The sequence below is a fragment of the Rhizobium sp. PDO1-076 genome, assembly GCF_000247475.1.
Classification (GTDB): domain Bacteria; phylum Pseudomonadota; class Alphaproteobacteria; order Rhizobiales; family Rhizobiaceae; genus Allorhizobium.
The window spans coordinates 15,804-27,295 of the sequence record NZ_AHZC01000386.1; the positions used below are offsets into that span (position 1 = coordinate 15,804).

The following is an 11,492-nucleotide window of genomic DNA, read 5'->3' on the forward strand; positions in this document are numbered from 1 at the left end:
GTCCGCGACGTGGCCGCGGACCCGCATGTATCAGAACGATTAGTTGTCGATCTGCTCGGCAGTGTAGTAGCCGGAGGTGACCATGACATCCTTGATGTTGGTCTTGTCGACGGCAACCGGCTTCAGCAGGTAGGACGGAACAACCTTGACGCCATTGTTGTAGGTCTTGGTATCGTTCACTTCCGGTTCCTTGCCGCCCATGATGGCATCAACCATCGAGACGGTGACCTTGGCCAGTTCGCGCGTGTCCTTGAACACGGTCGAGTACTGTTCGTCAGCGAGGATCGACTTGACCGACGGAAGTTCGGCGTCCTGACCGGTGACAACAGGCATCGGCATATCGCCAGAGCCGTAGCCAACGCCCTTCAGGGCCGAGATGATGCCGATGGACAGGCCATCGTAAGGCGACAGAACGCCGTCAACCTTGGCATCGGTGTAGGTCGAGGACAGCAGGTTCTCCATGCGAGCCTGGGCGACAGTGCCGTCCCAACGCAGGGTACCAACCTGATCCATGCCCATCTGGCCGGACTTCACGACGATCTTGCCCGAGTCGATCAGCGGCTGCAGGACAGACATTGCGCCATCGTAGAAGAAGAAGGCGTTGTTGTCGTCCGGCGAACCACCGAACAGCTCGACATTCTTGGCTTCGGTCGCAGCGTCAAGCTTCAGGCCTTCGACGAGCGAAGTTGCCTGCAGAACGCCAACCTGGAAGTTGTCGAAGGTTGCGTAGTAGTCGACATTGCCGGAGTCGCGGATCAGGCGGTCATAGGCGATAACCTTGACGCCAGCATCAGCGGCCTTCTGCAGGATGTCCGACAGCGTGGTGCCGTCGATAGCGCCGATGACGAGAACCTTGGCACCCTTGGTGACCATGTTTTCGATCTGAGCGAGCTGGTTCGGGATATCGTCGTCAGCAAACTGCAGGTCGGCCGTGTAGCCGGCTTCCTTGAACAGCTTTTCCATGGTCTCGCCGTCGGAAATCCAACGGGTCGAGGTCTTGGTAGGCATCGAGATGCCGACGGTGCCCTTGTCCTGTGCAAAAGTGATAGGTGCAAAAGATGCGATACCGATTGCGACAGACGCAATCAGAGTGCCTAATTTCTTCATGGTAACCTCCCTGGTCATACCGTGCGCGACCAAGTCCTCCTGGCCACGCTGAAATCATGGACGGGTGACCGACGCGGCGGACCCCAGCTCCGTCGCGAGTCTTATCGCGTGCCACATATCGATCAAATGATTATTTTGACTTTGTGCATATCGTGGTTGATATGTTGTTTATGTCTGAAGCACGTATTGATCGTTTGCAACCCAAACATTTGAGCCTGATCCGCTCCATCTCGGAACTTGGCCAACTCAGCCTTGCGGCGCAAGCCCTTGCGCTGACACAACCGGCGGCTTCGCGCATGCTGAGCGAAATCGAGCGCGATGTCGGATCGCCGATCTTCACGCGTACGCCGAAGGGCATGGAGCCGACCGCCGTGGGAAGCGCGCTTGCCCGCCGCGCCCAGAACGTGCTTCAGGAAATGCGCGAGGCAGCGCGCGAGATCGAAGCCATACGACGCGGCCTGACCGGCAAGGTTCGTGTTGGCGCCGTCACCGGTGGCGCGGTCGGATACGTCGTTCCGGCTATCCAGCAGCTTAAGGGCGAAGCAGAAACGGCCGATCTCTATGTCGACGTGGCCTCGAGCGGCGAATTGATCCGCGATCTCCTGTCCGGCCAGTATGATTTTGTCCTCGGACGCATACCGAGCGGCGTCGATGCGCGACAGTTCAATCTCGAAGGCGGCATGATGGAGGAGGTGGAGCTTGTGGTCCATCAAAGCCATCCGCTGGTCAATGTCGATCTGCTGACCGTGGCCGACATGGCGCATTTTCCCTGGGTAATGCAGGCGCCGGGCGCGCCCTTGCGCCAGGCCGTTGAAAGCGTCTTCGTCGAACAGGGCGCACCCATTCCCTCCAACATCGTCAACACGACCTCGCTTCTGGTCATGATCGCCATGCTGGCGGCCTCCAATGCAATCGCGCCGATGTCGCGCGAGGTCTCCGACCTTCTCTGTCGTCAGACAGCGGCAGCGGGCCTGTATTCGCTGAAGCTCGAAACACCGATCGTGGTCATGCCCTACCACCTGATCACCGTCGCCGGCAAACGCCTGTCTCCGATCGCCGCGCGCCTGCGCGACCTGTTGCTTGGTGAATTCAGTGCGCGTGGCAAGCTGCGCGGCGTGTGACCGGCCTGCAGGCCGTGCGCCACGCCGCCTGAAATGCTTGCATTTTCGCCCATGTCAGGCACACTGTCACTCATCCGTCATGAATGAGAGCTCGAGGAGCATTGATGACCGACCAGCCGGAAGGGCAGCGCCAGGATACCGATGGCGCGGATCAAAGGCTCGCAAGCGTGGTGGATTTGGGGACCTATCGTCAGGCGGTCGACCCTCTTCCCGTGACCTTCCACCGACGAGAACTCGACGCCATCCTGTGGATTTATGGACGCATGGTCGGCGAGGGTGAGTGGCGTGACTACGCCATCGACCATCTCAGGGACAAGGCCGTCTTCTCGGTGTTCAAGCGATCCGGTGAATATCCGCTCTACCGCATCGAAAAGAACCCCAAACTCGCAGCCAAGCAGGGTGCTTTCTCCGTCACCGGTACCGATGGTCGCATTCTCAAACGCGGCCATGACCTGAAGGCGGTCTTGAAGGTGTTCGACAAAGGCCTGAAAGCGATCGACTGAGATCCTGTTTGCCGGCTTCCGTTTCCTTATTGGGCGGACCGCCGATAAAGCCGTATTCAGGATGCCTCTATATCATCGAGCCGGGATAGGCACCGAGATCAGGCGGAGTGGCATTTCCATCGCCCAGCGGTCGTTGCATGAAGACGGTATCCAGCCAGGTGCCATGCTTGAACCCCGTCCCGGTGAAGCGGCCGGCGTGTTCAAAGCCGCAACTGCGATGGACGGCAATCGACGCCGGACTGGCACCGCCTACGACTCCGACCATCTGGCGGAAACCAAGCGATGCACAGCGAAGGACCAGTTCGTTGAGCAGGGCCTTGCCGATCCCCATGCCGCGCGCCTCTGGCGCAAGATAGATCGAATCCTCCACGAGCCACCGATAGGCGGGCCTCGTGCGGAAAGCCGATGCATAGGCATAACCAAGCAGGGTCGCATCCGCGGACACAGCAACGATATAGGGATAACCCTTGTCGACGAGCGCTTGGTAGCGCCGTGCCATCTCCGCCGCATCCGGGGCCGCAAGTTCATAGCTTGCGCTGCCATGGTTTACCGCTTCGCCATAGATCGCGGTGATCGCGGCAATATCGGCCAGGTTCGCATCACGGATGTCGAAAGCCATAAACAAAGCTCCTTTGAGTCTGGCTTCTTCTTCCATGGCACGAAACCTGTCGCAATATGCCACTTGTCACAGTGACAGGACACAAATCCCGAAAACAGAAGGACCCGGCGAATGAAGCCGGGTCCCTCCTGATCGAGCCATCTTTCGATGGATGACGGTCACACCATCAGGCGTGGATATCGTTGTCCTTGGTTTCCTTCAGGAAGAACATGCCGATCACCAAGGTGATGCCGGCAATGACGATCGGATACCAGAGACCGTAGTAGATATCGCCAGCGGCCGCGCTCATGGCAAAGGCCGTTGCAGGGAGAAGACCGCCGAACCAGCCGTTGCCGATATGGTAGGGCAGCGACATGCCGGTGTAGCGAATGCGGGTCGGGAACATCTCGACGAGCATGGCGGCGATCGGGCCATAGACCATGGTCACGTAGATCACCAGGATCGTCAGGATGGCGATAACCCGCGTCCAGTTCACGGCGGCCGGGTCGGCGACCATGGTGAATGCACCCGCGTTCGGAACCGAGAAGACAGCCATTTCAGGAGCGGCGGCGGCTTCTTCGGCCGTCAGCAACTTCTGCGTCACGAGATCGGCCGCCGGTACCATGACCTTTTCGCCGGCGCGAATGGCTGTGGCATCAAGGGCCAGTTCAGGATTGGCGGCTACGAAGGCATCAAGCTTGCTGTCCGGAACCTTGGCAGCTGCGCGAACCAGCGGATAACCGTTGGCCTGCAGAGCCAGATTGACCGCCTTCTGCATGCCGGCTTCCAGACCCTTGGCCTTGTCTCCGGCGGCAATAGCATCGAAACCTTCGATCATCTTGTCGCCGATCTGGATGGTCGCGATAGAGCCGGCCGGGCCAGGAACCACGTCATAGGGAACGGAGTTGCGGGTCAGGAAGGCCGTCGCGATATCGCAGGAGGTGGTGAACTTCGCCGTGCCGGTCGGGTTGAACTGGAACGTGCAGTTCGCCGGATCAGCGGTGACCGTGGCGCGAATGGTATCCTGCGCCTGAGCGAGGGCAGGGTTGCCGGCCCAGGTCAGTGCCTTGAACAGCGGGAAGTAGGTGAGCATGGCGAGCACGAGACCGGCCATGATGATCGGCTTGCGGCCGATCTTGTCGGAGAGCCAGCCGAACACGACGAAGAACATCGTGCCGATGGCGAGCGAGATCGCAACCATGATGTTGGTTGCCTGGGCATCGACCTTCAGCACGTTCTGCAGGAAGAACAGCGCGTAGAACTGACCAGTGTACCAGACGACGGCCTGACCGGCGACGGCACCGAACAGCGCGAGCAGTGCGACCTTGGCGTTTTTCCACTGGCCGAAAGCTTCCGAGATTGGCGCCTTCGACTGCGTGCCTTCCGCCTTCATCTTCTGGAACGCAGGCGATTCGTTCATCTGCATGCGGATCCAGACCGACACGCCAAGCAGAACCGCGGACAGAAGGAACGGAATGCGCCAGCCCCAGGCAGCGAAGTCTTCCTTGCCGAGCAATGTCTGGATTCCGAGAATGATCATCAGCGACAGGAAGAGACCAAGCGTTGCCGTGGTCTGGATCCAGGACGTGTAGAAGCCACGACGGCCATGCGGCGCGTGTTCCGCCACATAGGTTGCAGCACCACCGTATTCACCGCCAAGAGCGAGGCCCTGCAGCATGCGCAGAATGATCAGGATGATCGGAGCAGCGATGCCGATAGAGGCCGACCCGGGCAAGATACCGACCAGGAAGGTCGAGGCGCCCATGATCAGGATTGTCACGAGGAAGGTGTATTTGCGGCCGACGAGATCGCCGAGACGGCCGAAGACCAGCGCGCCGAACGGACGCACCAGGAAGCCGGCGGCAAAGGCGAGCAGGGTGAAGATATTGCGCGTGGTTTCCGGGTACTGCGAGAAGAAGGTGGCGCCGATATAGAGCGCCAGAGAGCCGTAAAGATAGAAATCATACCATTCGAAAACAGTGCCGAGCGATGAAGCGAAAATGACTTTCCGCTCTTCGGCAGTCATGCCACGAGACGCGCCGGCCTCGATTGCAACATTTGCCATTGTAGTTCCTCCAAACCAAAAAGGGCCCCCCAGGACCGCCGACACAACTCTCCTCCGGGTCGAATTGTCGCGGTTACGGGTTGGGTACAGACTGGCAGAAATCACGGGCGAACAAGAGAGATGCTTTCGGATTATGACTTTAGTCTAAAACCGCAGACCAAAGGCACCGACGCGGGCAATCGCGAAAGGCAAAGGGCCGGCTTCGATAACGCCTGTCAGACACGCTCGCGCTCGCCTTTTCGACGCCCGGACAGGCTGGTTGGCTTGACTCCTTGGAAAAACCTTGTAATGCCTCGGCCAGAAGAGGATTCTGAATCATGCCTTCCGAGCTGCATCATAGTGCGGACTCCCCAAACCTACGGCTCCTGGCCGCAGGTGGCATTGTTCTGTCCCTTTCTTCCCCGACCAAGGCCAAAACGACGACGAAAACCGTCTGACGTCTCCGGCCACCGCTCTCTCCCCGGCACGGCCGGGGATAAGGAAGGTGCGCGATCGCCGCGAACTTTCCTTCTCACCAGTCCCGCGGAGAGAAAGAAAGAGAGCATTTACATGGGTTTCAAGATTGCAATCGTAGGCGCTACCGGCAATGTCGGGCGCGAAATGCTGAACATTCTCTCCGAGCGCGGTTTTCCGGCTTCGGAAGTGGTCGCACTGGCGTCGGCCCGCTCCCAGGGCACCGAAGTGTCGTTCGGCGATGCGACATTGAAGGTGCAGAACCTCGAGAACTACGACTTCTCCGACACCGACATCTGCCTGATGTCGGCCGGCGGCACGATTTCACAGAAGTGGTCGCCAAAGATCGGCGCAAAGGGATGCGTCGTGATCGATAACTCGTCTGCATGGCGTTACGATTCCGAGGTGCCGTTGATCGTCCCGGAAGTGAACCCGGACGCGATCGTCGATTTCAAGAAGCGCAACATCATTGCCAATCCGAATTGCTCGACCGCGCAGCTGGTTGTCGCCCTGAAGCCGCTGCATGATTTTGCCAAGATCAAGCGCGTCGTCGTCTCGACCTACCAGTCGGTTTCCGGCGCCGGCAAGGAAGGCATGGATGAACTCTTCACCCAGACCCGCGCCGTCTTCGTCGCCGATCCGGTTGAATCGAAGAAGTTCACCAAGCGCATCGCCTTCAACGTCATTCCGCACATCGATAGCTTCATGGAAGATGGCTATACGAAGGAAGAATGGAAGGTTCTGGCCGAAACCAAGAAGATGCTCGATCCGAAGATCAAGGTAACCTGCACGGCAGTGCGCGTTCCGGTCTTCATCGGCCATTCGGAATCGGTCAATATTGAGTTTGAGAACGAAATCACCGCCGATCAGGCGCGTGATATCCTGCGCGAAGCACCGGGTTGCCTCGTCATCGACAAGCATGAAAACGGCGGCTATATCACCCCGTATGAATGCGCTGGCGAAGATGCGACCTATATTTCGCGCATCCGCGAAGACGCAACCGTCGAGAACGGCCTGAACATCTGGGTTGTTTCCGACAACCTGCGCAAGGGCGCCGCCCTCAATGCCATCCAGATCGCCGAACTGCTCGTCAACCGTGGCCTGATCAAGCCGCGCAAGGAAGCCGCCTGATCCAATCTTTGCCCGCCCGCCGGAACAAACCGGCGGGCGCGGCCGTCTTCATGCAAAAGTGAAGGCTTTTTCAATTCATGCCATACCGGAAACATGTCACTGCGGATGACAGGCTGACCTTTCGCTGGCATGGTGCGCGCAAATCAAATCAGTGAATCACGAGGCATTAATGCGACTGACCAAGTATCTGTCGGCAGCTCTTCTTACAGTGGCGGCAACTGTTTCAAGCGCTAGTCTGGCAATGGCTGCATCCTGCAGCAATACATCCGCCGGGTTCGACCAGTGGAAGGGCGCATTCAAGGCCGAGGCTGCGGCTGCGGGCGTCGACCAGAGAACGCTCGACAAGGCTTTTTCCGCGGTCAACTACAACACCGGCACCATTCGCGCGGACCGCGGCCAGAAGAGCTTCAAGCTCAGCTTCGATCAATTCATGCAGAAGCGCGGTGGCCAGACCATCATCAACCGCGGCAAGAGCATGAAGAAGAGCAATGCGGCGCTGTTTGCCAAGATCGAACAGCGCTACGGTGTTCCCGCCGGACCCCTGATCGCGATCTGGGGCATGGAAACCGGCTTCGGCTCCTTCCTTGGCAAGGAACATACGCTCTCGGCCGTGGCAACGCTTGCCTTCGACTGCCGTCGCAGCGAATTCTTCACCGACCAGCTGTATGCAGCGCTAGAACTCGTTCAGCGCGGCACGCTGGATGTGGCCGCCCGCGGCGCCGCCCATGGCGAAATAGGACAGACGCAGTTCCTCCCGCGCAATGTCGTGCGCTTCGGCGCCGATGGTGACGGCGACCGTCGCATTGACATGGTGCGTTCGAAGGCTGACGCTCTGGCTTCGACCGCAAACTTCCTCAAGGGCCATGGTTGGCAGGCGGGCGCTGGCTATCAGCCGGGCGAACCCAATTTTGCCGCCATTCAGGGTTGGAACGCCGCATCGGTCTACCAGCAGGCCATTGCCTATATCGGCGCCCGCATCGACGCGGAATAACCGCGACAGTTCAAGACCGGCGGCGCATCACGCCGCCGGCTTTGCCAGCATCTCTATAGGTTCGATATCGATATCGCAGATCACACGGTTGCGGCCCGCGGACTTGGCCGCGTAAAGTGCCTGATCGGCGCGTTTCAAGGCATCGTGCACAGAGGCGCGGTTGACGCTGCCGTCGATGCGGGCGCAGCCGAAACTCGCGGTCACCCGCAGGCTCTCCCCGTTTTCAAGCTGGACCTCGGATCGCTCAAGTGCCTCGCGTATCCGATTGGCAAGATCGGCAGCCTCGGCCAGAGAAACGTTTGACACGAAGCCGACAAATTCCTCGCCACCATGGCGGGCCAGAAGATCATCGAAGCGAAACAGCTTCCTGGCGATTTCAGCCGTTTTTTGCAGGACGAGATCGCCGACATCATGACCATGGCTGTCATTGATGTGCTTGAATTTGTCCAGATCGAAGATCATGACCGACGAACTACCCGATACCAGGCGCGTGTTCGGCCGCAGCGTCAACGCCACATCGAAACCGCGCCGATTGAGCAATCCGGTCAACAGGTCTGTATGCGCGGCTTTCTGAAGCTCGCCGATCAGTTGCTCACGATCGCGCATCAGCTGCTCGATGAAACGAACACTCTTCGCAGCCAGGAACAGGGCCGCGAGCACCGCGCCGAACAGCGTCACGCCGGCGAGCAGGAATGCGGTGAACTGGAAGCGCGCTTCCGCCGCCATTGCATCGCCGATCGACCGAATTTCCGCGCTGGATTCGTCCAGGTCCTTGCGCAACGCTTGCATTTGCTGCGCCTTCACATTCTGCCATCGCTCATACAGTCGGTCAGATGGAACGACCGCATTCGCCTCGATCCGTCCCGTCAAGTCTGCCAGCCACTTGCCTTGACTGGTGTCGTTGAACGCCAGTGTCGCTCCGATGGTGCGCGATTCCGGATAGCTGCGCAGCTTTTCTATGTTCTCGGTCAGGATGGCGGAGAACCCGGCCAATGCCTGTGTTTCGGCGCGCGAGAGCGGCTCGCCTCGCAGATATTTGTCCGAATAAAAGAGAGCCTGCAGCGATGCATCGTTCGCGTCGAGCGTATCGAGAAAAAGATTGATCTGCCGAGTGGCTTCCGGTGTTCCCATCTCGAACCGCAGCACTGAGACAAACCGAAGAAAATCCTTCGAGAATGGCTTCATCGCGGCGATCACCGCATCTGCCGACAGGCTCTCTTGGTCCGCCTGCTGGCGAAACCGCTTCAGAGCTTCCGCCGCATTCCAGATCTCCTGGATTGCAAACACCATATCCTGACGGCCGGCAATCTTCTGCGCCAGCATTTCGAGCACGGTAGCAAGCGAATGATCTGTTTCTGCGCGGGCCTTTTCCAGCACCTGAGCGGAAAATTCGGACCCGCTCATCTGGTAGGCTGTCGTCGCTGTGCTTTCCTGCGGCAGGACAAAGGACGCGATGTAGCCGGCTTGCGAGGTTATGTAGGCATAGTCGCGACTATTCTCGAGCGCCCGATATTTGCTGAACTGCTCACGGAGCAAGGCCCCAGCTTCCAGGATCATGACAAATCCCGGCAACAAGAGGGCGGCAATCACATGCTTTTTTGCAGATTTCAGATACATTATCAGGCCCAGTTTAGGAACCTGATCGCCAGATCACGAACAACAGGCCCCACCGCATTTGCGCGCGAACCAGACTAGTCTCCAGCACCTAAGAATTCTCTAAAGAAGAGAAAGATCCGTCGGGACCTGATTTTCCAATCGGACGAAATCGCGCGTCTTCGGATCCATCACCCACAACTCGCCATTGCCGATATCGAACCAACAGCCGTGGATGCGCAACTTGCCACTCTCTTCCATGGATTTGACATAAGGGAATGTGCGCAGATTGGCGATGGAATTGCGGATGGAAATCCGCTCCAGTGCCGTCTGGCGTTCCGTCGCTGTCATGACCGAATTGCCCTGGATCTGCTCAGCAGCCGGCGCGACCAGGTTCATCCACTTACCGATGAAGTCACCGGGTGACAGCGGTTCGGCATTCGGGTCGAGCGCTGCACGAATGCCGCCGCAACGTCCATGTCCCATCACGATGATGTCGCGGACCTGCAGGGCCTGAACCGCAAATTCGAGCGCAGCCGAGGTCGAGTGATATTGCCCGTCCGGTTCATAGGGCGGGACCATATTGGCGACATTGCGCACGACGAAAAGTTCGCCGGGACCCGCATCGAAGATCATTTCCGGCGCGGCGCGCGAATCGCAACAGGCCACAACAAGCGTATGCGGCTTCTGCCCCTGTTCGGCGAGCACGCGATAGCGTTCCCGCTGGTCGACATAGCGGCCACTCATGAAATTGTTGTAGCCGGTCAAAAGAGAAGGAGGAAAACTGCTCATAACCTACCGATTACAGCGCAAAACGAGCCAAGGCAACCACTCACCTTGCACTGCAACGTAACCGTCCTGAAAATAATCAGAGCGGTTTGCGCGGCCTTTGTGCCGGGTGAAGCAGTCGGCGCATCTGCACGAGCGCCATCGGCCGCGACAGGCTGGACGCATCGCTGGCCAGCGCAAGCTCGTCCGCGCCGCGCTTGGCCGTCCGCGCCAGGATTTCGAACACGCTTGCGGTGGCGAGTTGCAAGGCCCTCTCCTCCTCGCAACCCTCGAGCAGCCGCGCCAGAAACACGGCCCCGAGCAGATCGCCCAAACCGTTCGGCGCGTTGTCGATCAGCCGATGCTCCGCCAGGAGCGCATTGCGACCGGTGAGCAGAAGATTGCCGGTGCCGCCCGTCATCATCGGGACAGCCGATGTCACCAGCATGCGCGCCGGCCCGAGCGACAGGGCCGCTTCCATGATCAGTGAATTGCTGTCGAGCGTGCTGCCGACCAGCCATTGCAGTTCGTAGCGATTGGGCGTTGCGACGGAGGCCAGCGGGATCAGACTGTCGCGAACCGCAGCGGCAGTCTCCTCCGGAATGTAGAGGCCGCCAAGATCGCCCATGACAGGATCACAGACATAAAGCAGATCGGGGTTTTTCGTCCGCGCTGCCTCGACAAGCCTGGCCACTGCCGCCGGCTGTGCGGGACTGGCGAAATAGCCGGTCAGAATTGCCTTGACCTCGCCCAGCCAGGGCGCCTTGATCAAATCATCTATTGCTTTTTCGAAGTCATCGTCGGCAAATCTTAGACGCGTCGATGGACCGTGGCCCGGATGCCATGGCAGCACCAGCGTGGGCAGGGCCCAGACCTGATGACCCAATGTCTCCAAGGCGAATACGGCCGCACGGTTTCCCACGGAACCACGCACGACATGGCTGGAGATGACGATGACAGCGCCTGGCGAATTTTCGGGCATGAGGCGATTCCGCGTTAAAAATTGAGCTTAGAACGCAATTTGATGTCAGTTTTGTCAAAAATTCAGAGAAATTTAGAGGAGGAACGCGTTTTTTTGACAATTTCTCTTCCGAATTTGCATCATACATACTTCTGCAAAACATTATTCCCAAATATGCCGGCAAAGCCGACCAAGAGGAGA

At 58.8% G+C, this 11,492-nt stretch carries 10 protein-coding genes; 4 read left to right on the forward strand and 6 right to left on the reverse strand.

The genetic code is table 11. The features are described 5' to 3' along the window. Positions 1 to 39 precede the first annotated feature (39 nt). Positions 40 to 1,107 (reverse strand): multiple monosaccharide ABC transporter substrate-binding protein, encoded by a 1,068-nt coding sequence (gene chvE, locus PDO_RS18590; RefSeq protein ID WP_007605591.1) that lies wholly within the window; start codon positions 1,105 to 1,107, stop codon positions 40 to 42. 170 nt (positions 1,108 to 1,277) lie between these two features. On the opposite strand from chvE, the gene PDO_RS18595 reads away from it, so the two are divergent. Further along, a complete protein-coding gene (locus PDO_RS18595) occupies positions 1,278 to 2,228 on the forward strand; it encodes a LysR family transcriptional regulator (protein ID WP_037074640.1) in 951 nt (316 codons plus the stop codon). Positions 2,229 to 2,332: 104 nt separating this feature from the next. Beyond that, positions 2,333 to 2,731, forward strand: coding sequence for a DUF2794 domain-containing protein (locus PDO_RS18600; protein WP_007605598.1), 399 nt, complete (start codon positions 2,333 to 2,335; stop codon positions 2,729 to 2,731). A 67-nt stretch (positions 2,732 to 2,798) separates the two neighbouring features. Here the strand turns inward: PDO_RS18600 and PDO_RS18605 are convergent, their stop codons facing one another. Both PDO_RS18605 and PDO_RS18610 read right to left on the reverse strand, forming a co-directional pair. Then, positions 2,799 to 3,350 carry a GNAT family N-acetyltransferase gene (locus PDO_RS18605; protein WP_007605599.1) on the reverse strand — a complete coding sequence of 184 codons (552 nt, stop codon included), beginning with the start codon at positions 3,348 to 3,350 and terminating at the stop codon, positions 2,799 to 2,801. Between the two features lie 166 nt (positions 3,351 to 3,516). Next, on the reverse strand, positions 3,517 to 5,394 hold the full coding sequence (locus tag PDO_RS18610; protein WP_007605600.1) for an MFS transporter: 1,878 nt from the start codon (positions 5,392 to 5,394) through the stop codon (positions 3,517 to 3,519). Between the two features lie 549 nt (positions 5,395 to 5,943). On the opposite strand from PDO_RS18610, the gene PDO_RS18615 reads away from it, so the two are divergent. Together PDO_RS18615 and PDO_RS18620 are read left to right on the forward strand one after the other, a co-directional pair. Continuing rightward, entirely contained in the window at positions 5,944 to 6,978 is a 1,035-nt protein-coding gene (locus tag PDO_RS18615) for an aspartate-semialdehyde dehydrogenase (protein ID WP_007605603.1), read from the forward strand. A gap of 169 nt (positions 6,979 to 7,147) precedes the next feature. Next, positions 7,148 to 7,969, forward strand: coding sequence for a lytic murein transglycosylase (locus tag PDO_RS18620; protein ID WP_007605607.1), 822 nt, complete (start codon positions 7,148 to 7,150; stop codon positions 7,967 to 7,969). Positions 7,970 to 7,996: 27 nt separating this feature from the next. Here the strand turns inward: PDO_RS18620 and PDO_RS26790 are convergent, their stop codons facing one another. The 3 genes from PDO_RS26790 to pdxY all read right to left on the reverse strand — a co-directional run bounded on the left by PDO_RS26790 (position 7,997) and on the right by pdxY (position 11,312). Beyond that, positions 7,997 to 9,526 carry a GGDEF domain-containing protein gene (locus tag PDO_RS26790; protein ID WP_160167050.1) on the reverse strand — a complete coding sequence of 510 codons (1,530 nt, stop codon included), beginning with the start codon at positions 9,524 to 9,526 and terminating at the stop codon, positions 7,997 to 7,999. A 159-nt stretch (positions 9,527 to 9,685) separates the two neighbouring features. Further along, entirely contained in the window at positions 9,686 to 10,354 is a 669-nt protein-coding gene (locus PDO_RS18630) for a carbonic anhydrase (RefSeq protein WP_007605609.1), read from the reverse strand. A 76-nt stretch (positions 10,355 to 10,430) separates the two neighbouring features. Then, positions 10,431 to 11,312 carry a pyridoxal kinase PdxY gene (gene pdxY / locus PDO_RS18635; protein ID WP_007605610.1) on the reverse strand — a complete coding sequence of 294 codons (882 nt, stop codon included), beginning with the start codon at positions 11,310 to 11,312 and terminating at the stop codon, positions 10,431 to 10,433. Positions 11,313 to 11,492: the final 180 nt, after the last annotated feature.